The sequence below is a fragment of the Halalkalibacter akibai JCM 9157 genome, from assembly GCF_000513135.1.
In the GTDB taxonomy this organism is placed as follows: Bacteria; Bacillota; Bacilli; order Bacillales; family Bacillaceae_D; genus Halalkalibacter; species Halalkalibacter akibai.
This window is the reverse complement of record NZ_BAUV01000003.1, coordinates 27,974-52,628: the sequence shown is the minus strand read 5'-3', so window position 1 is coordinate 52,628 and position 24,655 is coordinate 27,974. Positions and strand designations below refer to the sequence as shown.

At 40.1% G+C, this 24,655-nt stretch carries 19 protein-coding genes and 1 pseudogene; 3 read left to right on the top strand and 17 right to left on the bottom strand.

Annotation, left to right across the window (positions count from 1 at the left end; translation table 11 throughout):
- Positions 1-3: 3 nt before the first annotated feature.
- From pyrG to JCM9157_RS02835, 10 genes and pseudogenes are all read right to left on the bottom strand, one after another.
- Positions 4-1,605 carry a CTP synthase gene (pyrG, locus tag JCM9157_RS02880; RefSeq protein WP_035661947.1) on the bottom strand — a complete coding sequence of 534 codons (1,602 nt, stop codon included), beginning with the start codon at positions 1,603-1,605 and terminating at the stop codon, positions 4-6.
- 212 nt (positions 1,606-1,817) lie between these two features.
- Positions 1,818-2,336 (bottom strand): DNA-directed RNA polymerase subunit delta, encoded by a 519-nt coding sequence (gene rpoE / locus JCM9157_RS02875; protein WP_035661945.1) that lies wholly within the window; start codon positions 2,334-2,336, stop codon positions 1,818-1,820.
- 140 nt (positions 2,337-2,476) lie between these two features.
- Positions 2,477-3,493 carry an HD-GYP domain-containing protein gene (locus JCM9157_RS02870; protein WP_052012910.1) on the bottom strand — a complete coding sequence of 339 codons (1,017 nt, stop codon included), beginning with the start codon at positions 3,491-3,493 and terminating at the stop codon, positions 2,477-2,479.
- Between the two features lie 506 nt (positions 3,494-3,999).
- Complete coding sequence (gene icmF, locus JCM9157_RS02865) at positions 4,000-7,260, bottom strand: fused isobutyryl-CoA mutase/GTPase IcmF (RefSeq protein ID WP_035661944.1); 3,261 nt, start codon at positions 7,258-7,260, stop codon at positions 4,000-4,002.
- A 13-nt stretch (positions 7,261-7,273) separates the two neighbouring features.
- Entirely contained in the window at positions 7,274-7,876 is a 603-nt protein-coding gene (locus JCM9157_RS02860; protein ID WP_035662211.1) for a TetR/AcrR family transcriptional regulator, read from the bottom strand.
- 144 nt (positions 7,877-8,020) lie between these two features.
- Positions 8,021-9,163, bottom strand: a complete 1,143-nt coding sequence (locus JCM9157_RS02855) for an acyl-CoA dehydrogenase (protein ID WP_035661942.1) — start codon at positions 9,161-9,163, stop codon at positions 8,021-8,023.
- Positions 9,164-9,175: 12 nt separating this feature from the next.
- A pseudogene (locus JCM9157_RS02850) lies at positions 9,176-10,317 on the bottom strand (acyl-CoA dehydrogenase).
- Positions 10,318-10,377: 60 nt separating this feature from the next.
- Positions 10,378-11,229, bottom strand: coding sequence for a 3-hydroxybutyryl-CoA dehydrogenase (locus tag JCM9157_RS02845; protein WP_035661940.1), 852 nt, complete (start codon positions 11,227-11,229; stop codon positions 10,378-10,380).
- 15 nt (positions 11,230-11,244) lie between these two features.
- The gene (locus JCM9157_RS02840) at positions 11,245-12,420 is read right to left on the bottom strand and encodes an acetyl-CoA C-acetyltransferase (RefSeq protein ID WP_035661938.1); all 1,176 of its coding nucleotides are present in this window, start codon (positions 12,418-12,420) and stop codon (positions 11,245-11,247) included.
- Between the two features lie 125 nt (positions 12,421-12,545).
- The gene (locus JCM9157_RS02835) at positions 12,546-14,648 is read right to left on the bottom strand and encodes a (Fe-S)-binding protein (protein ID WP_035661936.1); all 2,103 of its coding nucleotides are present in this window, start codon (positions 14,646-14,648) and stop codon (positions 12,546-12,548) included.
- 264 nt (positions 14,649-14,912) lie between these two features.
- Here JCM9157_RS02835 and cls point away from each other — a divergent pair, with 264 nt between their 5' ends.
- Positions 14,913-16,109 (top strand): cardiolipin synthase, encoded by a 1,197-nt coding sequence (cls, locus tag JCM9157_RS02830; protein WP_035661934.1) that lies wholly within the window; start codon positions 14,913-14,915, stop codon positions 16,107-16,109.
- Positions 16,110-16,167: 58 nt separating this feature from the next.
- Here cls and JCM9157_RS02825 read toward each other — a convergent pair whose 3' ends face one another.
- The 5 genes from JCM9157_RS02825 to JCM9157_RS02805 form a co-directional block, all read right to left on the bottom strand.
- Positions 16,168-16,941, bottom strand: a complete 774-nt coding sequence (locus JCM9157_RS02825; protein ID WP_035661932.1) for an alpha/beta fold hydrolase — start codon at positions 16,939-16,941, stop codon at positions 16,168-16,170.
- Between the two features lie 21 nt (positions 16,942-16,962).
- Positions 16,963-17,133: a XapX domain-containing protein gene (locus JCM9157_RS02820; RefSeq protein WP_035661929.1), complete on the bottom strand. Its 171-nt coding sequence runs from the start codon at positions 17,131-17,133 to the stop codon at positions 16,963-16,965.
- A gap of 45 nt (positions 17,134-17,178) precedes the next feature.
- Complete coding sequence (locus JCM9157_RS02815) at positions 17,179-17,664, bottom strand: DUF456 domain-containing protein (RefSeq protein ID WP_035661926.1); 486 nt, start codon at positions 17,662-17,664, stop codon at positions 17,179-17,181.
- Between the two features lie 115 nt (positions 17,665-17,779).
- Complete coding sequence (argS, locus tag JCM9157_RS02810; RefSeq protein WP_035661923.1) at positions 17,780-19,450, bottom strand: arginine--tRNA ligase; 1,671 nt, start codon at positions 19,448-19,450, stop codon at positions 17,780-17,782.
- The gene (locus tag JCM9157_RS02805) at positions 19,447-19,890 is read right to left on the bottom strand and encodes a YwiB family protein (protein ID WP_035661920.1); all 444 of its coding nucleotides are present in this window, start codon (positions 19,888-19,890) and stop codon (positions 19,447-19,449) included. The genes argS and JCM9157_RS02805 overlap by 4 nt, the downstream gene beginning before the upstream one ends.
- Positions 19,891-20,014: 124 nt before the next feature.
- Here JCM9157_RS02805 and JCM9157_RS24525 point away from each other — a divergent pair, with 124 nt between their 5' ends.
- The gene (locus JCM9157_RS24525) at positions 20,015-20,182 is read left to right on the top strand and encodes a hypothetical protein (protein ID WP_156321467.1); all 168 of its coding nucleotides are present in this window, start codon (positions 20,015-20,017) and stop codon (positions 20,180-20,182) included.
- Between the two features lie 281 nt (positions 20,183-20,463).
- On the opposite strand, the gene speE is transcribed toward JCM9157_RS24525, so the two are convergent.
- Entirely contained in the window at positions 20,464-21,291 is an 828-nt protein-coding gene (speE, locus tag JCM9157_RS02800; protein ID WP_035661917.1) for a polyamine aminopropyltransferase, read from the bottom strand.
- Between the two features lie 204 nt (positions 21,292-21,495).
- On the opposite strand from speE, the gene JCM9157_RS02795 reads away from it, so the two are divergent.
- A complete protein-coding gene (locus JCM9157_RS02795) occupies positions 21,496-23,562 on the top strand; it encodes a transglycosylase domain-containing protein (RefSeq protein WP_035661915.1) in 2,067 nt (688 codons plus the stop codon).
- A gap of 16 nt (positions 23,563-23,578) precedes the next feature.
- Here JCM9157_RS02795 and JCM9157_RS02790 read toward each other — a convergent pair whose 3' ends face one another.
- Positions 23,579-24,376, bottom strand: coding sequence for a GNAT family N-acetyltransferase (locus JCM9157_RS02790; RefSeq protein ID WP_052012909.1), 798 nt, complete (start codon positions 24,374-24,376; stop codon positions 23,579-23,581).
- Between the last annotated feature and the right edge of the window lie 279 nt (positions 24,377-24,655).

Sequence of the window (24,655 nt, the reverse complement as noted above, 5' to 3'; positions counted from 1 at the left end):
TGATTACTTCTTCAAAGATGCTCCAATAAACTCTCTGAATAGTGGTTGAGGACGAGTTGGTCTTGATTTAAATTCAGGATGGAACTGTGAAGCGATGAAATAAGGATGATCCTCAATTTCAATAATTTCCACAAGTCTTCCATCTGGACTTGTCCCAGAGAAAATGAAACCTGCTTTTTCCATTTGCTCACGGTATTCATTGTTGAACTCATAACGGTGACGATGACGCTCGTACACAATTTCCTCGTTATATGTTGCATAGGCAACAGATCCTTCTGTCAGCTTACAAGGGAATAAACCTAGACGAAGTGTTCCACCCATATCTTCAATGTCTTTTTGCTCAGGAAGCAAATCAATAATTGGATATGGCGTATCTGGATTTAACTCAGCTGAATGCGCTCCTGTTAAACCAAGGACGTTACGTGCATATTCAATCGACGCTAATTGCATTCCAAGACAAATTCCTAGGAAAGGAACTTTGTTTTCGCGAGCATAGCGAATCGCTGAAATTTTCCCTTCTACGCCTCGATCACCGAAGCCACCAGGAACTAAAATTCCATCTGCAGATCCAACTAATTCAGCAACATTCTCATCGGTTACTTTTTCAGCATCAATCCATTGAATCTCAATATCAGCATCATATGCATAACCGGCGTGGCGTAATGATTCGGCAACAGACAAATAAGCATCTTGCAAGGAAACGTATTTACCAACAAGGGCAATCGTCACTTTTTGAGATAAATTTTGAACTTTTTCAACTAACGCCGTCCACTCCGTCATATCAGCTGTTTTGCACTCAAGTTTTAAATGTTTACAAACAATTTGGTCAAACTTCTGTGCTTGCAGATCTAGTGGTACTTGATAAAGAGTATCGGCATCACGTGCTTCAATTACTGCATTTTTGTCAATATCACAGAATAACGCAATTTTTTCTTTCATGTCTTGTGGAACAGGCATTTCTGTACGAACAACAATGACATTTGGTTGAATTCCAAGACTGCGAAGCTCTTTTACACTGTGTTGAGTTGGTTTTGATTTCATCTCACCAGCTGCTTTTAAATAAGGAATCAGTGTACAGTGTACGTACATAACGTTGTCAAATCCTACATCGCTTTTAATTTGGCGAATTGCTTCAAGAAAAGGCAAACTTTCGATGTCCCCAACGGTTCCACCGATTTCTGTAATAACAACATCTGCTGCAGTTTCACGCCCAGCTCTAAAAACACGCTCTTTAATTTCGTTCGTCACATGTGGAATTACTTGAACTGTTCCACCTAGATAATCTCCACGACGTTCTTTCTTTAACACCGTTGAATACACTCGTCCTGTTGTAACGTTACTATTTTGACTTAAATTAATATCAATGAAACGCTCATAATGACCTAGATCTAAGTCTGTTTCCGCACCATCATCAGTTACGAATACTTCACCATGTTGATAAGGACTCATTGTTCCAGGATCCACGTTAATATAAGGATCAAATTTTTGAATCGTTACTTTAAGCCCACGATTTTTTAATAAGCGTCCTAACGAAGCCGCTGTAATTCCTTTTCCAAGTGATGACACAACGCCACCGGTTACAAAAATATACTTAGTTGTCGCCATTTTTTCGTCTCCCTTGCTTGTATATGAAAAATTCTCTTCTTAGGGTGTACTATATAAAATAAAAAAAACAAAAGTGACAGCTCTCCCTTTTAGAAGGGGGCGCACTTTTGTTTTTATGTCTCATTAACGTATAGATTTTCTTAAGCCCTAAATGATTCTACCTAGATTAGAACTAGAAGTCAAGAGCGATATGAAGGAAATCATAGTTTACGTTAAATCTCTTCGTCTTCAAAATCTTCTTCTAAATCTTCCTCATCGTCGTCTGAATCAATCGCATCTAATTTTTCAGTGTCGGTATCATCAAACTCATCAGCATCAACATCTTCTTCGTCAGCGATTTCGTCAAGTTCATCTTCAAGATCTTCATATTCATCTTCATAATCTTCGAAATCGTCATCCATTGTGTCGATATCATCCAGATCTGCTTTTGCTTTTTTACGAGGCTTAACAGGAGTAGTAATTTCTTCTTCTGCTTGCTCAAGTGCATACCAGCTCTTTAAACCCCATCTGTTATCTCCTAGTGAATGGAATCTGCCGTCTATATTCATATCTGTATATAGAAAAGAGATACGTTCATTTAGTTGTTCTTCTGACATCTCTTTCATTTGGCCAACTTGTCTAAAAAGTTCATAATAATCAAATGGCTTTTTTGATTCTTTCATAATTTCAAACGCAATTTCAACCATAGACATTTCTAGCAATTCTTCTTTATCCATTGCTTTTAAGCTCACGGGCTGCACGTCCTTTCAATCAATCTTCTATGTATTAACTCTCACATGACAATTAGCATACTTTTCATTATAAACACATTTTCAATGATTATGCTAGTTCCTCCATATAAAACAATTAGAAGATTATTAAATTCTTATCTTTAGCCTTCTACCGTTAACAGTTGTTTCATTTTCAACTCACTCGATCTTAAATCTATTAACTGCTCGTTACAGCGAACTAACGGATTAAATGGTTCATCAGGATAGATAAAAACCACTTCGACAATTTGTCCATTACTCAAAATGGCTTGATTGCCAATCGACAGCTCCATTAACTTTTGAATAAACGTATAAACATACGAAGGCTCTAGTTTCCCAAAAGCATCTTCCTTCATCTGTTTTAAAACATCATATAACGCATGGCCTCTCCTATATACACGATCAGAAGTCATCGCATGAAAAACATCTGCGACTGCAATTATTTTAGAAAATGGATGAATGTCATCTGCCATTTTTTGATGTGGATAGCCTGATCCATCTTCACGTTCATGATGTTCAAGCGCCATTAACCGAATCACTTCACTGTAGGTCGAATGCTCTTTTAATATTTGATACCCGTAACTAGGATGCTGTTGAATGGCTTCGTATTCTTCTTTCGTCAAACGCCCTGGTTTAGTTAAGATATAATCATCAACCTGAATTTTACCAATATCATGTAGCAACCCTCCAAGGGTAACAAGCTGAATATCACTTTCTGAAAAATGAAGCCAACGCGCTAACATCGACGATAAAATCGCCACTCCAATATTATGGCGATACGTATAATCATCTTTCCCTAAAATCCCTTCTAATAGAAGCGACAATCTTTGTTCCTGAGCTAATTCTTCTACAGTTGGTAATATTGTTAGTTCAATTCGGTTGATTTCTTTTTTGTTCGATTTTACTTTTCGAAAGATTTCTCTTACTTCCTTTACCGTTCCTGTTAAGAGTCGATTGTAGCCTTGCCTAGTTTCGCTCGACTGCGTTACATATTCAATTCTGTCAATTCCTACATTTAGTTTTGAGAGCATGGATTCTGTTAGGATCGATCCTTTTTTCAACAGTAGGATCCCGTCACTATCAAGCAAATCTCGTTTAATTTCTTGATTCATATAGCGCTTGTAAAGCTCTCTGTTCATCAACTGACCGCACCTACCTACCTACTACTTGTTACCTATCATTATACAAAAAATGGCTAGAATGAAAAGAGCTGTACCATAGGAAAAGTTCAATTTTCAATAAAATCTCCTTAATACTGAAGGTTGAATTGATTTGCAAGTTGGAGTAGATGCGTATTTATGGGGTGCTTACTGTCTTGACATGTTCGTTCCATTGCGCTGCAGTCACTCGCTTTCCGCGGGGAGGTGCCGAGCCTCCTCGGCTACGCCTGTGGGGTCTCGCCTTTACCTCTTGATCCCGCAGGAGTCGAGTGACTTCCGCTTCATTTCACTAGGAGAAAAAACTCTTATAGAGCTACAATCTTTACTTAAAATACTTTTTAATTAAACAACATTACAGAGTAAAATACGTAATCTTCTTCCAGGCCAAAAGCAAGACCACTGAAAAAGGTATGTTTACACCTATACTCAGTGGCCTCTTTTATGCGAATTATCATTATAAAACCCTTTGCCCTACCTCTGTTCTCCTACATATTCCGGCGATATTTTCCTCCGACTTCGTACAAGGCTCCTGTTATTTGGCCTAAGCTAGCTACTTTTACGGTGTCCATTAGTTCTTCAAAGATATTTCCTCCTTGAATCGCTACTTGTTGGAGTTGTTTTAGCGCTTTTGTTGTTTGTTGTTGGTGTGTTTGTTGGAATGCTCTTAGGTGTTGGATTTGTTGTTCTTTTTCTTCTTTTGTTGCTCTTGCTAACTCTAGATCAAAGTCTTCTTCCTCGTCTTGGTTCGGATTTAAGTAAGTATTCACACCGATAATTGGGAGTTCGCCTGTATGCTTTTTCATCTCATAAAACATTGATTCTTCTTGAATTTTACTTCGTTGATACTGGGTTTCCATCGCTCCTAATACGCCACCACGATCATTAATTCTTTCTAATTCTTCAAGGACAGCTTCTTCAACAAGGTTCGTTAGCTCTTCGATAATAAAAGAACCTTGCAACGAATTTTCATTTTTCGCTAACCCTAACTCTTTTGAAATAATCATTTGAATCGCCATCGCTCTTCTTACTGAGTTTTCAGTAGGTGTTGTAATGGCTTCATCATAAGCGTTTGTGTGAAGCGAATTACAATTATCGTAGATTGCCATTAACGCCTGTAGCGTCGTCCGGATATCATTGAAGTCAATTTCCTGTGCGTGCAGTGAACGCCCCGATGTTTGAATATGATATTTAAGTTTTTGACTTCGTTCATTGCCTTTATATTTATTTTTCATGACCGTAGACCAAATTCTTCTCGCCACTCGACCGATGACGGTGTATTCAGGATCAAGTCCATTGCTAAAGAAAAAGGACAGATTTGGAGCAAACTTATTAATATCCATTCCTCGGCTTAAGTAGTATTCAATATACGTAAACCCGTTAGCAAGGGTAAACGCCAATTGCGAAATCGGGTTCGCACCAGCTTCAGCAATGTGATAACCAGAAATAGAAACGGAATAGTAGTTTCTCACGTCATGATCAATAAAATATTGCTGAATATCCCCCATCATTCTAAGCGCAAATTCCGTTGAGAAAATGCAAGTGTTTTGTCCTTGATCTTCTTTTAAAATATCAGCCTGAACTGTTCCTCTAACGGTTTTCAACGTTGTCGCTTTAATCTCGGCTTCTTCTTGCTCAGAAGGAGTTCGGCCGTGCTCACTTTTGAAGAGCTCCATTTGCTGGTCAATCGCTGTATTCATGAACATCGCAAGCAAAATCGGTGCAGGACCGTTAATAGTCATTGAAACTGATGTGGATGGCGCCGTTAAGTCAAAGCCCGCGTAAAGCTTCTTCATATCTTCGAGCGTACAAATACTAACGCCACTTTCCCCGACTTTTCCGTAGATATCAGGACGATAATCTGGATCTTCACCGTATAACGTCACGGAGTCAAAAGCTGTACTTAAGCGCTTCGCTTCATCATCCTTTGAAAGGTAATGAAAACGGCGATTCGTTCGCTCCGGTGTTCCTTCCCCTGCAAACTGCCGTTTCGGGTCCTCACCTTTACGCTTAAACGGAAACACTCCAGCCGTGAACGGAAAAGCCCCTGGTACATTCTCCTCCATCGACCATTTCACGATCTCTCCCCAGTCCTCAAATTTCGGTAGAGCTACTTTCGGGATGCGAAGGCCTGATAAACTTTCTGTCGTCAGTTCTGTAACCATTTCTTTATCTCGAATTTTCGTCACAAGTTGATCTTTGCTGTACGTTTCTTTTAGTGTTTTCCAATTTTCAAGAATGGCTTTACAGCTTGGATGAAGCTGTTGTTCGTAAAATGCTTTCGTATTATCAAGCATCTTAATCATTTCCTCAGTTGCTTGCCCATGCTCCGTTACCGCTTCAATCGTTCCGGTTATTTGAAACAGTTTTCTCGCTATTTCCTCTTGTTCCTTCGTTTGCCTCTTATAGCTTCTAACTGTATGAACAATGTCTCGTAAATATTGAGTTTGTTCAGGTGGAATGATCACATTTTGTTTAATCACATCGGCACTTGTCGCAATCGTCGTTTTCCAGTCTCTTTGACACTTGGTTGCAATTACGTTAATAAGCGCAGCGAAAAGCGTATTTGTACCTATATCATTAAACTGACTGGCAATTGTCCCATAAACAGGCATGTTTTCAAGCGGCTCTTCAAACTGGTTACGACTACGCTGATACTGCTTCCGCACATGGCGCAGGGCATCTTCTGAACCTTTTCGATCAAACTTATTAATCGCAATCACATCTGCAAAATCAATCATATCAATTTTCTCTAACTGCGAAGGAGCTCCGTATTCACTCGTCATCACATATAATGAAACATCAGCAATCTCGGCAATTTCTGCATCTCCTTGCCCAATTCCACTCGTCTCAATAATGATTAAATCATACCCTGCTGCCTTAACGACAGAAACTGCCTCATAAATACTTGCTGAAATTTCCGTGCGAGATCCCCTTGTTGCTAAGCTGCGCATAAACACTCTTGGATCATGAATCGAGTTCATACGAATTCGGTCACCAAGCAATGCTCCACCTGTTTTTTGTTTCGTTGGATCAATTGATAGAATTGCAATCGTTTTTTCTTGAAATTCATTCAGAAACCGTCTTACTAACTCATCAGTTAGTGAACTTTTTCCTGCACCACCCGTACCAGTTATCCCTAGAACAGGTACATCCGCTGCAAGCTGTTTAATTTCATTTAAAGCTTGCGAAAGATTAGATGTTGTCTCTTTTTTCTGGTCAGTATATTGTTCGGCAAGTGTAATACACCTTGCGATCGCACGTTTATTTTGATTTTTCAATTCCGAAATTTCATTTTCAACTTGCTCAACAGTTGGGAAATCACATTCCTTTAGCATTTGGTCAATCATGCCTTGCAAACCGTGCTTACGGCCATCTTCTGGAGAAAAGATTCGAGCGATTCCGTATTGGTGAAGCTCATCTATCTCAGGAGGGGTAATCACACCTCCACCTCCACCGTAAATGCGAATATGACCTGCTCCTTTTTCTTGTAATAGATCATAGCAATACTTGAAAAATTCTACATGACCGCCTTGATAAGAGGAGATCGCAATACCTTGAACATCCTCTTGAATGGCAACGCTTACAATCTCGTCCACGGAACGGTTATGGCCAAGATGAATAACCTCGGCACCGCTCGCTTGTAAAATTCTTCGCATTATATTAATAGACGCATCGTGACCATCAAACAAACTAGAAGCCGTCACATAACGAATCGGATGTTCCGGCTGATATTTTGCTGTTTCCATCTAACTCCTCCTTTTAATTAGGACGATAAACTCCATGAAGCAGCTGCTCAATTTGTAATTCGGTATATTCTTTTAGCCCATAGAGCTTTTGAATCGACCATCTTCTAAACGTCCACATATGTGCTTGAACTAATATATTATGAGCGATTAACTTTGCTTGACTATCAGGGAGAAGAATTCCTTCTTCTGCTAGAGAGTCTTTTAAAATATGCTCAATCATTTCAGTCATTTCTATTTCCTTTTGCAAAACATAGGACAAAGCTTCTTTAGGTAGTGATTTTACTTCTTGATACATGACTAATACTTCATCCTGCATGTCATGTATGACTTGAAAATAAGCTGTAATGGCCCGTTTTAATTTGGTCATCCCTTTGCTACTAGAATCGAGCTGAGTGACAAGTCGGTCTTTAACCTCGTCATAGATCGCGTCACAAACTAAATAGAGCACATCTTCTTTGGAACCAATATATTCATAGAGAGTGCCGATGCTAAAACCGGATTCTTTCGCAATCTCTCTTGTTGTTGTTTTGTGAAATCCTTTTTGCTTAAATAACCGAACGGCACCCTTGATCATTTGTTCACGCCGTTTTTTTATGAGCTTTTGATCTTTGACCATTGATGGGACAGATTTCTTCACTTAAGCCAACCTACTTCCTCTTTTTCGTTTGCTATAAGCATACTAGAACTTTTGAGAATGTTCTATACTTTCTCAATTATTCGAGAGTAGATCTTACTAGAATACTAGTTTTACGGGAAAAAGTTATTCCGCTAATAACATTTTCGAAATAACAATGCGTTGAATTTCGTTCGTACCTTCATAAATTTGCGTAATTTTTGCGTCACGCATATAACGTTCAACTGGATATTCCTTCGTGTAACCATATCCACCAAATACTTGAACCGCTTCAACAGTCACTTCCATTGCAGTGTCTCCAGCTAATAGTTTGGACATCGCTGATTCTTTGCCGTAAGAAAGTGCTTCGCTTTCTCTCCATGCCGCTTGATACGTTAGTAAACGACTTGCTTCAATCTTCGTAGCCATGTCTGCAAGTTTAAACGCAATCCCTTGCATTTGCCCAATCGACTTTCCAAATTGCTTTCTTTCTTTTACATAGTCAATTGAAGCATCAAGGGCGCCTTGAGCAATTCCTACTGCTTGTGCAGCAATTCCGTTACGGCCGCCATCAAGTGTCATCATTGCAATTTTAAAGCCCTCTCCCTCTGCACCAAGACGATTCGCTACAGGGACGCGGCACTCTTCAAACAAAATCGTTGTAGTCGGAGAGGAGCGAATCCCTAGCTTATGTTCTTTTTTCCCAACTGAAAATCCAGGTGTGTCCGCATCAACAATAAAGGCAGTTACCCCTTTATGACGAGCAGCCGGATCGGTTACAGCAAAAACAACATAAATATCAGCAATTCCACCGTTTGTAATGAAGATTTTTGAGCCATTTAATACGTAATGATCTCCATCGAGAACTGCTGTTGTTTTCATAGCTGCAGCATCAGATCCTGAACCGGGCTCAGTAAGGCCGTATGCCCCAATCTTTGTCCCTTCCGCTAAGGCACGTAAATACACTTGCTTCTGTTCTTCTGTACCAAATTTAAAAATCGGCCAACCCGCAAGTGACGTATGAGCAGAAAGAGTAACACCTGTTGACGCACAAACACGTGACAATTCTTCAACCGCAATAACATAGCTCATATAATCGGCCCCAATTCCGCCGTACTCTTCCGGCCAAGGAATGCCCGTTAAACCGAGTTCCGCCATTTTGTCAAAAATCTCTCTGTCAAAGCGTTCTTCTTCATCACGCTCTGCAGCCGTAGGAGCTACTTCCTTTTTCGCAAAATCCCTCACCATTTTTCTGATCATTTCTTGTTCTTCTGTTAATAAGAAATTCATTGTACATCCCCCTTAATCTGACAATAACTGTTTGCTAATCACCATTCTTTGAATTTCACTTGTTCCTTCGTAGATCTCACATACTTTCGCATCACGGAAAAACCGTTCAACTGGATATTCTTTGGTGTATCCATAGCCGCCAAACACTTGAACGGCTTCAATCGCAACTTCAACTGCTGTTCTTGACGCCCACAATTTTGCCATGGAAGCCTCTTGTCCGCAGCGAATCCCATTATCTTTTAAGTTAGCAGCACGGTATGTTAATAACTTGCTGCCTCAATTTTCGTTGCCATTTCAGCGAGTTTAAAGGCAATTCCTTGTTGTACCCCTATTGATTTGCCAAATTGTTTGCGCTCTTTGGCATACGCAACAGATGCTTCAAAAGCAGCTTCAGCAATACCTAGTGACTGTGCCGCAATCCCAATTCGACCATAATCAAGGTTGGACATCGCAATTTTAAAGCCTTCTCCTTCTTGCCCAAGTAAATTTTCAACTGGTACACGTGCGTCTTCAAAAATAAGTTCTGTCGTGTTAGATCCATGCAAGCCCATTTTTTTCTCTTGTTTGCCAATTGAAAAGCCCGGAGCGTCTTTCTCGACAATAAATGCAGAGATTCCCTTCGCACCAATGCCTGGAGTAGTCGAAGCAAAAACAATATACGTATCCGCTTCACCACCGTTTGTAATAAATACTTTTGATCCGTTTATTCTGTAGCTTGCACCTTCTTTTACAGCTGTCGTTTTTAATCCTGCCGCATCAGACCCTGCTCCTGGCTCCGTTAAACCAAACGCACCTAAAAAAGATCCAACTGCCAGCTTTGTCACATATTTTTGCTTTTGTTCTTCTGTGCCAAAGTAGAGAATAGGGTTCGTCCCGACTGATGTATGAACAGATAAAATCACTCCAACTGTTGCACTCACTTTTGATAATTCATGAATCGCAATAATGTAAGAAGTAAAGTCCATCTCCGATCCGCCGTACTTTTCCGGAATCGGAATACCCATTAACCCTAGCTCACTCATTTTCTGAATGATGGGCCTTGGAAACGTTTCTTGCTCCTCCATTTTTGGAATAAAAGGCGTTATTTCTTTTACTGCAAATTCACGAACCATTTTCCTCATCATTTCTTGTTCATCTGTAAATCGCAAGTTCATCACTTGCACCTCCTCAACATGAGAAAAGCGTTTTTTATGTTTTCTTTGATGCTATACTAGCTACTCATATTGATAAAAACCGCGTCCCGTTTTCTTTCCTAACCAACCTGCTTTCACATATTTACGTAACAGTGGGCACGGGCGGTACTTGTCATCTCCGAATCCTTCATGCAACGTTTCCATAATATAAAGACATGTATCAAGTCCGATAAAATCAGCTAAAGTTAAAGGACCCATCGGATGATTCATTCCAAGCTTCATCACCTCATCAACCGCCTCTGGTGTCGCTACTCCTTCGTATACAGTGAAGATAGCCTCGTTAATCATTGGCATTAGAATGCGATTCGAAACAAAACCCGGAAAATCATTTACTTCAACAGGTGTTTTGCCTAATTTCATTGATAACGCTCGCACAACTTCATATACCTCATCCGCTGTCGCCAAGCCTCGTATCACTTCAACCAGTTTCATCACAGGCACTGGATTCATAAAATGCATGCCAATTACTTTTTCAGGACGTGTCGTTGCTGCCGCAATTTCCGTAATTGGAAGAGAGGATGTATTCGTTGCTAAAATGGTATGAGCAGGCGCGATCTGATCCAACTCAGTAAAAAGTTGAGATTTTATTTTCATATTTTCAATGGCTGCTTCAATGACAATGTCAACCTCACTTGCATTTTGTAAATCTGTTGAAAGCTCAATCTGGCTTAAGGCTGTTTGCTTTTCTTCTTCTGTCATCCGATTTTTTTCAACTTGTCTCGTTAAATTTTTCGTTATTTGAGCGAGACCTCTCTCCACTACTTCTTCTTTTAAATCATGCAGGATCACTTTCATTCCAGCCATTGCATGAACTTGAGCAATGCCAGATCCCATTTGTCCCGCTCCAATGACCATCACTTTTTTAATTTCCATCTTTAACTCTCCCTTCTACACTTCTATTAACACTGCGTCTCCTTGACCGCCACCACTGCAAATCGCTGCAATGCCTAAACCGCCGCCTCTACGTTTCAATTCATAAGCAAGCGTTAAAATAATCCTCGCACCACTAGCCCCAATCGGATGACCTAATGCAACCGCTCCTCCATTTACATTGATCTTCTCCGGTGAAAGCCCAGCTAGTTGCTGACTCGCTAAAGCAACAGCTGCAAAGGCTTCATTGATTTCAAATAAATCAACCTCACCTACTGTTAACCCTGTTTTTTCTAAAAGTTGATTGATGACAAGTCCCGGTGTTTTCGGAAAATCTTCAGGCTTCGTCGCTAAAGCGGTATGAGCAACAATTGTCGCTAATGGAGCAATACCTGCTTCTTTCGCTTTCTCTTCTGACATCAGTAATAAAGTAGCGGCACCATCATTCACACCCGGTGCATTCCCCGCTGTGATCGTCCCATCTTTTGAGAACACAGGCTTGAGTTTCGCTAACGATTCAAGCGACGTATCCTTACGAGGTGCTTCGTCTGCGCTAACGATGATTGGATCACCTTTTCGCTGCTGTACAGGTACTGACACAATTTCCTCTGCTAGTTTGCCAGATTCAATCGCTGCGATTGCTTTTTGATGACTTTCAAATGCCCACTGATCTTGTTGCTCTCTTGAAATCTCTAATTCACGAGCGACATCACTGCCGTAAGTTCCCATGTGAACACCGCGAAACGAACATGTTAACCCATCATGAACAAGACCATCAATCATCTTTCCATTGCCCATTCGCTCGCCCCATCTTGCATTTGGCAAATAATAAGGAGCATTACTCATTGATTCCATTCCACCAGCAATAATTACATCAGCTTCTTGCAGTCTAATTGCTTGATCAGCAAGCGTCACACTCCGCATTCCAGAAGCACATACTTTATTAATCGTCTCCGTTTTTATTTCCCAAGGAAGGTTAGCAGAATGAGCCGCTTGTCGTGAAGGAATTTGCCCTTGCCCAGCTTGTAGCACATTTCCTAAAATTACTTCATCCACTTTTTCCACCGGCCAATTAGCTCGCTTTAATGTTTCCTTTATTGCAAAGCCACCTAGCTCTTGTGCACTTACACTTTTTAATACCCCACCAAATTTGGCAAAAGGCGTTCTAGCCCCACTTACGATCACCGTTCTCATTCTCATTACCTCCTTCTATTTATCACCCGACTGAACGCTCGCTCAGATTTATAACAAACATCAAGCCCTTCTTCTTATTAGAAGTGGGCTTGATATCAATTTATGAAAGCCTTTTCTTTTTTATTCTAGTGGACTAGTTCGTTTTCCTGCTTTATTAAAGATTTTTCTAAAATCTCTACTAAGTCAAGCGTTTGAACATCCTCTTCTACTTCCTTCGCCTTCGTTCCATCACTTAACATCGTTAAGCAATACGGACAACCACTACCGATAACAGATGGCTTCACTTCAAGCGCTTGCTCTGTTCGAGCTACATTGACGCGTTGACCTTTGTCTTCTTCCATCCACATTAAGCCACCACCTGCACCGCAGCACATTCCTTTTTCACGATTACGATCCATTTCTACGATTTGTACCCCTGGGATCGCTCGTAAAATCTCACGAGGTGGTTCATACACTTCATTGTAACGGCCCAAATAACAAGAATCATGATACACAATCGTCTCATTCACTTCGTATTTCGGCTTGATTCGTCCTTCCTCAAGAAGCTTAGCAAGAAGCTCTGTATGGTGGTACACTTCTACGCCTTCAAGTCCAAACTCAGGATACTCATTTTTAAATGTATTGTAAGCATGCGGATCAATCGTAACGATCTTCTTGATGTTATGCTTTTGGAACAGTTCAATATTTGCTGTTGCAAGCTCTTGGAATAAGAATTCATTCCCTAAACGTCTTGGTGTATCACCAGAATTCTTTTCCTTATTTCCAATGATTGCAAACGTCACGCCAGCTTCGTTCATCACTTTAGCAAACGATTGAGCGATCTTTTGACTTCGCTTGTCATAAGATCCCATCGAACCTGCGAAGAATAAATACTCAAACTCTTCTCCTTTTTTCTCCATTTCTTTCACTGTTGGTACATGAATGTCCTCACGACCTTCACGCCAGTTTTCACGCTCTTTACGGCTAATGCCCCACGGGTTACCTTGACGTTCGATGTTTGTCATCGCACGCTGTGCATCGGCATCCATCTTACCTTCTGTTAAAACAAGATACCTACGTAAATCAATAATTTTATCAACATGTTCATTCATAACTGGGCATTGATCCTCACAGTTACGACACGTTGTACAGGCCCAAATTTCTTCTTCTGTAATAACATCACCAATCAAACTAACATCATAACCAGCTGCAGCTTCTTCACCACCAGCTCCTTGTAAAGCTAATTGATTTGCTTTTGTATTCGAGAAAGCAAATTCCGGAAGCCATGCCGATTTAGACGTGACTGCAGCTCCTTTTTCAGTCAAGTGGTCTCGCATTTTTACGATTAAATCCATTGGCGAAAGCATTTTTCCTGTTCCTGTTGCTGGACACATATTTGTACAGCGTCCACATTCAACACAGGCATATAAATCAAGTAATTGCTTTTGGTTAAAGTCTTCAATTTTATTAACACCAAATACCTCTTGGCTCTCATCTTCAAAATTAATAGAAGAAAGTTGCCCAACTTTGTGCGTACGTCCAAGAAACACATTTACTGGACCAGCAATTAAATGAGCGTGCTTCGATTGTGGTACATAGACAAGGAACGTTAGTAAAAATAACAAATGCATCCACCAGAACACAAAGAATAATCCTCCCGCAACAGCTGGTGATACAAAACCAAATACGACTGCAAGTCCTGATGCAATAGGTTCAAATCCTGTTAGAGATTTGTCCAACCAGATGATTTCCATCCCTTTCGAAAGTAACTTCGATGTCATTAAGCCCCCGATGAAGACAAGCACAAGACCTGATTTCCATCCACGCTTAAGACGTACTAACTTCTCAATGTAACGACGATGAAACGCCCACACTACAGCGATTAAAATCATGACAACAACAAGTTCTTGGAAGAATGTAAAGAAAGGATAGATTGGGCCTAGTGGCAAATGAGTCCCAACAGCTAACCCTTTCCAAATCAAATCAATAGCCCCAAGCTGAACCATTAAAAACCCATAGAAAAACATAATATGAATAATACCGCTTTTTTTGTCTTTCATTAGTTTCTTCTGTGCAAACACGTTGACCCAAACCGCATCAAAGCGTTCTTTTAATGAATGATCGAATTCTGCTTTTTTCCCCAACTTAATATACTCGTATCTTGTTTTCACTAACGTAAGAAATAAATACACTGCATAACCAGTGACCAACAAGAACACAAGCCAATTCACCCATGTTAACGCTTCCATAAGTATGACTCCTTTCGTCCCGACCGAGCTAGTGAAGCCCGTTTTTAAGTTCATTTTTTAAGTTAAAATTATTATAGCACATCTTGAATGAATCTTCATTCATTTTTTTTAGAAAAAATTGCTCATGATCTTAACTTAAATGGTACATGCTAATTAAAAAGCAATGATCATCACAATAAAACTCATTGCAGATTGTTCAAAAAGGATATAAGTGCGCTTTTTGAACAATCTAAAACAGCACTCTTGTAGAAAGAAGGTTATGCTATGAATGGTTGGATTATTACTCTTTTCGCTGTCGTTGCGGTTTTAATTTGGCTTCGAATTGATTTCAAACTCGGTTTACGCAGGCAACGAAAAGAGGCAACAAGACATATTCAAAAAACTAGATACTCGGAAGTGGACCTCCTTCCTACTGGAGAAGACTTTTACAATAGGCTATTGGCAGATATAAAACAGGCCAACGACCACATTCATCTTTTATTTTATATATTTAGAGATGATCATATTGGTTCAAAAGTGATTAATGCACTTGAAGATAAGGTTAAAGAAGGCGTTATGGTACGCTTACTCGTTGACCGAGTTGGTTGCAAAATTCCAAAAAAGAAAATCAAAGAAATGCGAAAGCTTGGCTTTAGATTCGCCTACTCTCACCCACCTTCATTTCCTTATATATTCTTCACCTATAATAGAAGAAATCATCGAAAGCTCGTTATCATTGACGGACGAGTTGGCTATATCGGCGGTTATAACGTTGGGGATGAGTATTTAGGGAGAGACCCGAAATTTGGACCATGGCGAGATTTCCATCTTCGTCTTGACGGCGATGGGGTTCAAGATTTACAAGGACAGTTTCTACAAGATTGGCAAACCGCTAAGCAAAGGTGTACGGTGAAAGAATCTCATTACCCGCCTTTGAAACAGGGACCTATTCCGTTACGAGTTCTTCCAACAGACGGAACTTATTTGGAAGAGACGTTTATTGATCTTGCTAAACAAGCAAAAAGAAAATTAGTGATCGGAACACCTTATTTTGTTCCCGGAAAGCTCTTACAAAAGGAGTTAATTGCTGCTTCAAAGCGAGGCGTAGATGTAAAGCTACTTGTCCCTAAAAAAGGAGACCAACCACTCGTAAAGGCTGGTTCTTTCCTTTATTTTGAAGACTTATTATTAGCAGGTGTGAGCGTCTACCAATACTACCGCGGCTTCTTTCATGCGAAAGTCGTTATTGTTGACGACCAAGTAGCCGATATCGGTACAGCCAATTTCGATCAACGAAGCTTTCATATTAACCATGAAATCAACTGTCTTATTTATGATAGTGAATTCATTCATGGAGTCATTTCTGAGCTCGAGCATGATATATCCATTTCCGAGCGACTGACCATTGAGGCTTATCAAAATCGTCCGCTTTCACAAAAAGGAAAAGAAAAAGTGGCTAAGCTTGTTTCGGGGTTATTATAGTGACCCTAACTCAACTAGCAAAAGGGCCAATACCATTCTCTCTGGTATTGGCCCTTCGTTAGTTGATCTTCTTTCGTTTTATCCATTCATCTATAATCGTATTGCACTGATCTGGTCTTTTCGTAGGCACTTGATGTGCTACCCCATCAACTAAAATGACGTCCACATCTTTTAATTCTTTAAAAAATTTCATCGCATAAGGTTTCGTAATGATATCGCGCTTTCCATAGATGAGTAAAACAGGCACTTGAATCTGTTTAAGTCGACCTGTTGATTTGTATCTTTTTCCATCTTCGTAGATTCTTTGCAACGTCGGTCCATCTGACTGCTTAATAAAATGAGCCATTTCGCGTTGATGATCCTTAGAACGGAAATGCGCTACCGGCAACCCAAACGAAAGAAGATTCATCATCTTATTTTTTGCGGCTAAAATACCGAGATTGAATTCTTGATTTAACAAGAACGTTGATACTTCTGAGAAGCCACCAATTAAAATTAATCCTTTTGTCATCTCAGGATACGATAGAGCAAACTCTTGTGCAGTTGAACTGCCATTGGAGTACCCACATAATATAACAGGCGGTAACTTTAATTCACTTACTAAAGCATGAATCATTTTTGCTTGATCAGGGACACTCGTTTCCTCAACCCGCTTGGAACTTCGACCACTATCAATTAGGTCGATAAAAATCAGTTGATAATTTTCAGCTAATTGTTTTTGATAACGAAATGTTTCAGACCCCATAACTGGAGGATGAATGAACACAATCGGTGTTCCTGTTCCGATGATCTCATAATACAAATGAAGCTTTTGATTTTTTAGATAAGGCAACTCGAGGCTCCTTATTCGTATTTATGATTGGATAAACGGTAAAATCCAGTGATAAAGCTTATAACCCAAATACACCCCAACAATTCCCATTACACCAGCTAAAGCAGGTGGCGCCGGTATAGGTAATTTAATGAGTGCAAAGAAAAAACCAACAACAAGACCTGCAATAAGCGCAAGTATAACCTCTTGCATGTATATCCCTTCTTTCTATTCTTACTATGTGTGAAAAATGATATTTTATCCGAACCAGAGTACTTCAATAAGGAACCATGTAATCATGATAAATTGAAGAAGACCTTTGGCAAAAGTACTGCTTAAAAAAGCAAGCAACGAAGCAACTGCTACCTTAAGTGCATGGTTAGCATTTTTACTTGTCACCATTTCTGCCGTGAACACTAAAAGAAACGGCACGACAATTAACCCAAAAGGCGGGTAAATAAAAGAACCTAAAATGACTCCAATCGCAGCCATTCTCTCTCCCCATTTGGAGCCTTTATATTTTTTTACAAAAAACTGACTAGCGATCAAGTCAGAGCCGAGAATCACTAGTGTTAAAAGCACAATTCCAATCCAAAACCATATAGATAAATTTCCTCCAATGAAAAAAACATAAAGTAAAAAGCCACCCCAAAGAGCTGCTACAGAAGGAATGATTGGAAAGATTAGTCCAACAAAACTTAAAATAAAAAGCGCCACAATCAGAATCCATATCAAAACAGTCATCAGATTTCCTCCTTATTCAACACAGTTTTAGAATACGTGAAAAACGATTAGTTAAGACCTGTAATTCTTTTCAAGGAGTGGAAATAAGCCTGCAAACAAACTGCAGGCTCACTCACTACATTTTTTCTGGTGCTTCCACTCCAACTAATGCTAGAGCATTTTTTATCGTTGTTTGGGTTGCTTTCATTAAAGCTAACCTTGCACTAGAAGCTTCTTTTTGCTCAGGGTCAATCACTCGTTCTGCATTGTAGAAGCTGTGGAGCGTTGACGCCAAATCGTGAACATAATTAGTAATACGGTGTGGCATTTGCTTCTGAGCTGCCTCTGCAACAACCTCAGGGAAGTCTCCAATGGCCTTTAACAAGTCATACGCCTTTACCGAAGAAAGAGCTGTTAAATCAGTTGCTTCATCAAACGTGAATCCTTGCTCTTCACCTTGGCGTAACATACTGCATACACGTGCATGAGCATACTGCACATAGTAAACTGGATTTTCATTTGATTTCGATACTGCTAAATCCATATCAAAATCAAGTTGCGAGTCCGTACTACGCATCGCAAAGAAATAACGCGTTGCATCAATACCTACTTCCTCCATTAAATCACGAAGCGTAACCGCCTTACCTGTACGTTTACTCATTTTCACTTTCTCGCCGCCCTGGAACAAGCTAACCATTTGAATAATTTGCACATCCAACTGCTCAGGTTGATAGCCAAGTGCCTGAATTGCCGCTCTCATTCTAGGAATGTAACCATGGTGGTCCGCTCCCCAAATGTTTATCAACTTTTCAAAGCCACGGTTCATCTTATCTTGGTGATACGCAATATCCGGTGTTAAATACGTATAACTTCCATCATTTTTTATTAAAACACGATCCTTATCATCACCATACGTAGTCGAGCGGAACCACGTTGCTCCGTCTTCTTCATACGTTTCACCTTTTTCTTTTAACACATTTAATGTTTCAATCACTTTACCTGTTTCGTATAAAGACGTTTCTGAATACCACTCATCAAAGGACACACGGTATTCCTTTAAGTCTGCCTTAATTTTTTCAAGCTCTTTCTCAAGTCCGTACTGACGCAAAAAAGCATGACGCTCTTCTTCGGTCACATGAACAAACTTATCACCATGCTCATCTGCTAACGCTTGTCCAAATCCAATAATATCAGCGCCATGATAGCCATCCTCAGGAATTTCCTTCTCTAGACCTAGCGCTTGAAAATAACGTGCTTCTAACGAATATGTAAGGTTGTTAATTTGATTACCCGCATCATTAATATAGTATTCACGTTCAACATCATAACCGGCTTTAGCTAAAATATTGCAAAGCGCATCACCAACTGCAGCCCCACGAGCATGACCTAAATGAAGAGTTCCTGTTGGATTAGCTGAAACAAACTCGACTTGAATTCTTTTACCGCCACCAACATTTGTTGAACCATAACCATCTCCTGCTTGTAATACCGCTGGCACTACTTCACGTAAATAACTGTTGTCCATAAAAAAGTTAATAAAACCAGGACCCGCAATCTCTACTTTCTCAACAGATGCACGCTCTTTATTTAAATGAGCAACAAGATCCTCCGCAATCGCTCTAGGTGCTTTTTTTGCAATTCGAGCAAGTTGCATTGCCATATTGGTTGCATAATCACCATGTGCTTTTTCCTTTGGCGTTTCTAATATAACTTCTGGAACCTCTGAGCGCTCAGCTAAACCTGCTTCAACGATGGCAGCAATGATTTCTTCCTTCAGCTGTTGCTTAATTTGTTCTACACTATTCATGTTTCTGTATCCTCCTCTAAGGTCAACCGAACTTCATGAGTTCCTGTTTCCTGATCTTGCAATTTAAATTTATAAATTAATTTGATTTTCCCACGAGTTTTACCTGATGGCCATTGTACTAATAATTTATCAGTAAGCGCCTTTGTTTCCCAAGATGCATCCGGGGTCACATAGCGCCCACGAGTTTCTTCGCCAACGATGAAACCTTGGCGCATTAAAATGGAACCCTGCCTGATCAGCATCAACTCCCGACCATCCCACTTCATCGTCGTCTGAACAGACTCATTTTCTGAAAACGCCTCTTCAAAACGCAAATAATCTTGATTACCTTTATGGAATAACTCCCCACGCGTTGTAAACTCATAAGAATCACTATGATCCCCATTAAAAATTTTCGTTTGAAATCTCATTTTAACAGATCGCTTAATCGCTTTTTTCATGCGTACGAACACCTCTCTATCCATCAAGTTTAGCGAGTTTATCCACGAGTTGCAAGGTGACTATTCTGCGTTCCCGTTTTTTTTGAATTGAATTCGATAAATGTAGCGAGATTGTGAAATATTAATGGTTAGTATGTATGTTGGTAAAGGCTATCAAATTCGTTTTGGATTGCTTGTGTTGTGTGCGATGTTCTGGTTTGTTGGTCTGTATTCTCAGGTCGCTAATAAGAGTGATTTATTACCTATTGCGCGCCGACTATTAATTGAGTTCTGTTTGCTGTTACATTTTTAAATCACTAATAAACATGATCTACCGCTATTGCAGCGGCTTCGCTCAATGCTTAGAGATTTTAAAAGGGGAAATTCGCCCCTTCCTCCCTAATTCACTAACCACCACGGGTTGGAGCATTGGCTTCGCACGCTGCGCTCTCTCTTTGAGAAAACCGCTCAAAGCGCGCTTAAAACCTTGCAGCGGCTTCGCTCAATGCTTAGAGATTTTAAAAGGGGAAATTCGCCCCTTTTAAAATCTCTATAAAAAATGAGCGCCGGTTGCGGTGCTCATTTCGGTTTTTGTTATTTCACTAAATCTGCGACGAATTTTGGTAGGGCGAAGCAGGCTTTGTGAAGTTCTTTTGTGTAGTATTTTGATTCGATTTCGTGGAAACGACTTTCTTCTACCGCTAGAGGATCATGTTTCTTTGAACCGATCGTGAATGTCCATAAACCACTTGGATATGTTGGAATATTAGCTGTATACAAACGTGTAATTGGAAAGATTTCTTTTACATCGCTGTAAACTTTACTAATTAATTCCTTGTGAAACCAAGGATTGTCCGTTTGCGCGACGAATATTCCGTCGTCTTTTAATGCCTTTGAAATTCCTTCATAGAAGCCTTTTTCAAATAATTTTGCGGCAGGTCCAACAGGCTCAGTTGAATCGACCATGATCACATCATATTGATTTTCTGCTTTTGCAATATGCATAAAGCCATCGTCAACTTGAACATCTACGCGCGCATCATCGAGAGCACCCGCAATTGTTGGAAGGTATTTTTTTGAGTATTCAATGACCTTGCCGTCAATTTCAACTAGTGTTGCTTTTTCCACTGATGGGTGTTTTAACACTTCACGGATAACGCCCCCATCCCCTCCTCCAACAACTAAAACATTCTTGGGATTCGGGTGTGTGAAAAGTGGAACGTGCGCAACCATCTCGTGATAAACGAACTCGTCAACCTCTGTCGTCATAACCATTCCATCTAATACAAGCATTTTGCCGAATTCTTCTGTTTCTATCATATCAAGTTTTTGAAATTCCGTTTGCTCGGTATGAAGCGTTTGTTTAATTTTAGCCGTTATTCCAAACCGCTCCGTTTGTTTTTCGGTATACCACAATTCCATTAGTCTCACCTCATATAGTTTGCAACTTCATCATCTATAGGGTTTGCTATTTTTTCGATCTAATGTATTAACAATGAAAGTATAAAGCAAAGGTAAAAAAAAGCAAGTTAAATTTAACCAGACACACTAGCCCTATGTTTAAAATATGATTTTTTTACCTATGCTGAATAGATAGAAAGCATACTATGACTGGGGTGACGTAATATGGAAGTCGTCATTAACCGACGAGTGCGCCGAAGAAGGCGATTAGTTCGTTTATTTTTTAGATTAATGCTATTATCTCTTGTACTAGTTGCGGCGTCTGCTGTTGGTCTTCTTTCTTATACGAAAATGCAAGGCCCTCCGCCTTTAAATGTAGCACAAACAACCGTTTATTACGGAGCTGACAATTCACCGATTGGCGAGCATCATCAAGGCGAGAATCGTCACTGGGTCGCTCTATCATCGATTGACCCCGATGTTGTCGATGCCACTATCGCAATAGAAGATCGTAGGTTTTATCGGCACTGGGGCTTTGATGTGAACCGAATAGGAGGAGCTATTTTAGCTAACATTCGCTCAGGATCAAGAGCACAAGGTGCCAGCACACTTACTCAGCAATACGCGCGAAATCTATATTTAAGTCATGATAAAACATGGAAACGAAAGTGGAATGAGTTGCTTTATTCACTGCGCCTTGAAATGAATTATGATAAAGATAAAATTTTAGAAGGGTATTTAAATACTGTTTATTATGGACACGGAGCATACGGAATTGAGGCTGCAGCTCAGCATTATTTCGGAAAATCAGCTAACCGTCTTTCATTAGCTGAGGCCAGTATGTTATCCGGTATTCCAAAAGGGCCAAGCTATTATTCACCTTTATTCGATTTAGAACGGGCGAAAAAGCGCCAAGCCGTTGTTTTACAGTCCATGGTAGCCCACGGAGTTCTTAATCAAGTTGAAGCAGACGAAGCTCATCTAGAACCCCTTGAATTTGTTCAAAAAGAACTGGACCGACCTTCTACTGTCGGACCTTACTTTCAAGATGTTGTTGAACGACAATTAATAGAAGAAATAGGGGTAGACCCAGCATTAATCGAAGCTGGTGGTTTAAAAGTTTACACGACACTTGATCCTAATATGCAAAAACAAGCTGAATATTGGGTTGAAAGGGAAATGCCAGATAATGACCTTCAAACCGCTCTTGTCGCGATGGATCCTCGTACTGGTGATGTAAAAGCGATGGTCGGAGGGACCGATTATGTAGAAAGTCCTTATAACAGAGCTGTTCAAGCTTCTAGGAGCCCTGGTTCTGCCTTTAAACCATATTTGTATTATGCAGCATTAGAAAACGGCTATACAACGGCATCAACATTATTAAGCGAACCGACTACCTTTAACATTGATGATGGCCGCAAAACATGGTCACCACGAAACTTTAATGATAATTATGCCAATGATTTTATTACACTGTTACAAGCTATGGCATTTTCAGATAACATTTACGCTGTTAAAACCCACCTATATTTAGGAACCGATAAAGCAGTGGAATTAGCAAGACGTGTAGGAATAGAAAGTCCGCTTTACGACCATGCTTCGCTAGCCTTGGGAACAGAAGATGTGACTGTTCTTGAGATGGCTAGAGGATATAGTGCTTTTGCAAACGGAGGCAGTCGTGTTGAACCACGGTTCATTCGTAAAGTCGTGGATGCTGAAGGCGAAGTTTTATTTGAATCAGAACCAACACTAACTCAAGTACTTGATCCAAAACTGTCCTTTATCATTACGGATATTATGACAGGGATGTTTGACCCTTATTTAAATGCTCACGCCTCCGTTACAGGGCGTTCAGTCGCTCATTTAATTAACAGGCCTGCAGCTGGAAAATCCGGATCCACTTCCACCGACAGTTGGATGGTTGGATATACGCCTCAACTCGTTACAAGTGTTTGGGTAGGTTTTAATGAAGGAACGTTGAACCACTCAGCCTATGGACAGATTGCTAAAAAAATCTGGGCTAACTTCACAGAACAATCATTAAAAGGGCAACCTGTATTGCCATTTGAAAAGCCTGATGGAGTTGTCGGTGTAAAAATTAATCCACAGAATGGCTTACTCGCCAATGAACATTGCCCGACTCATAGAGTCAGTTATTTCATAGAAGGAACAGAGCCAACAACAGAATGCCCTCCACCAGCTGAGAATGGTGAGGAAGTGGAAGTTATTGACGAGACAACACATGAAAAAGAACGTTTCCTCGACCGATTCTTCAAGTTGTTTGGACATTAAGCTAGAAAAGGTGGTCTCAAAAAATAGAGACCACCTTTTCTTTAATTAACAGATAGTAATCCTGAGTCGCAAATGACTTAAATCCGCAAGATTGATAGAGTGTAAGGGCTTGGTTATTTTCTGGAACAACCTCTAAGTATACACTTTGGCCTTTTTCTGCCTCTTTCTGTACGGCTTGAATTAAGGCTTGTCGTCCTATTCCTTTTCCCTGCCATTCAGGCATTACAGCAAATCCATACATCCAGCTTTCCTTACCTTCTTTATGCCAACGAAGCTTCCCTACAGGATTTCTATTATGTTCAATGATGAAATTGCTTGTGATATCCTGGGCCCGCTTGTACATACTTGCTGCTTCCTCTAGTTCCATATCAAAGCAATCGGCATCCAGTTTAACGACAAAAGGCAACTCTTCTTTTCTTGCCTGGCGGAGCGAGACAGACGTTACCGGATCTTTCATCAAAGAAGTCGGTTCCCAAACCATCTGATGCTCAGAAAAGGAATAAGTAAATGGTTGATTTAAAACAAAGGCCTTTCCCGTTTCAGAAGAAGCAGGAATGTTTAACAAAATGGTTGGAACATTCCTTTTAGACAGCTGCGCTAACCCTTCCTTTAAAAGTACGCTGAAAATCCCTTTTCTTCTATGATCAGGGTGAACCATCCCGCAAATCTCCACTTTATTTCCAAACCCATATAACCCAAGAAAACCGATTAACCTATTTTGTTCATAGTATAAGAAATCGTTCTTTTCCCCATCAGACCTAGTTTCAAGTAGATCCCAGTTTAACTTTAGTTCCGTTTGGTCAATTTTTTTCACAAAACAATTGCAACTGGCGAATATCTTTAAGTTCCTTTTTAGTCAGCAAATGAGAACCTCCCCCTGGCAAGTATTATGTATACCATACGCCTTGGAAAATCCCTTTGTAAAGTTGAAAAAGCACAAAGGAGAATCTCCTTTGTGCTTTTTCGTGTCCTAGTATAAATGTGCGTTTATACTTTCTTCAGTTTACTCGTCTTTTGTCAAAACCTCAAGGGTCGACATCAGTGTTCAAAAATCTTTCAAAGTTATTTGATATTTGGTATTTACTTTTAACCG

What these genes read in the sequence shown, in the direction of transcription:
- pyrG (WP_035661947.1), bottom strand. Translation starts at nt 1,605, where the DNA reads ATGGCGACAACTAAGTATATTTTTGTAACCGGTGGCGTTGTGTCATCA.
- JCM9157_RS02870 (WP_052012910.1), bottom strand. Translation starts at nt 3,493, where the DNA reads ATGAACAGAGAGCTTTACAAGCGCTATATGAATCAAGAAATTAAACGA.
- icmF (WP_035661944.1), bottom strand. Translation starts at nt 7,260, where the DNA reads ATGGAAACAGCAAAATATCAGCCGGAACATCCGATTCGTTATGTGACG.
- JCM9157_RS02860 (WP_035662211.1), bottom strand. Translation starts at nt 7,876, where the DNA reads ATGGTCAAAGATCAAAAGCTCATAAAAAAACGGCGTGAACAAATGATC.
- JCM9157_RS02855 (WP_035661942.1), bottom strand. Translation starts at nt 9,163, where the DNA reads ATGAATTTCTTATTAACAGAAGAACAAGAAATGATCAGAAAAATGGTG.
- JCM9157_RS02845 (WP_035661940.1), bottom strand. Translation starts at nt 11,229, where the DNA reads ATGGAAATTAAAAAAGTGATGGTCATTGGAGCGGGACAAATGGGATCT.
- JCM9157_RS02840 (WP_035661938.1), bottom strand. Translation starts at nt 12,420, where the DNA reads ATGAGAACGGTGATCGTAAGTGGGGCTAGAACGCCTTTTGCCAAATTT.
- JCM9157_RS02835 (WP_035661936.1), bottom strand. Translation starts at nt 14,648, where the DNA reads ATGGAAGCGTTAACATGGGTGAATTGGCTTGTGTTCTTGTTGGTCACT.
- cls (WP_035661934.1), top strand. Translation starts at nt 14,913, where the DNA reads ATGAATGGTTGGATTATTACTCTTTTCGCTGTCGTTGCGGTTTTAATT.
- JCM9157_RS02820 (WP_035661929.1), bottom strand. Translation starts at nt 17,133, where the DNA reads ATGCAAGAGGTTATACTTGCGCTTATTGCAGGTCTTGTTGTTGGTTTT.
- JCM9157_RS02815 (WP_035661926.1), bottom strand. Translation starts at nt 17,664, where the DNA reads ATGACTGTTTTGATATGGATTCTGATTGTGGCGCTTTTTATTTTAAGT.
- argS (WP_035661923.1), bottom strand. Translation starts at nt 19,450, where the DNA reads ATGAATAGTGTAGAACAAATTAAGCAACAGCTGAAGGAAGAAATCATT.
- JCM9157_RS02805 (WP_035661920.1), bottom strand. Translation starts at nt 19,890, where the DNA reads ATGAAAAAAGCGATTAAGCGATCTGTTAAAATGAGATTTCAAACGAAA.
- JCM9157_RS24525 (WP_156321467.1), top strand. Translation starts at nt 20,015, where the DNA reads ATGGTTAGTATGTATGTTGGTAAAGGCTATCAAATTCGTTTTGGATTG.
- speE (WP_035661917.1), bottom strand. Translation starts at nt 21,291, where the DNA reads ATGGAATTGTGGTATACCGAAAAACAAACGGAGCGGTTTGGAATAACG.
- JCM9157_RS02795 (WP_035661915.1), top strand. Translation starts at nt 21,496, where the DNA reads ATGGAAGTCGTCATTAACCGACGAGTGCGCCGAAGAAGGCGATTAGTT.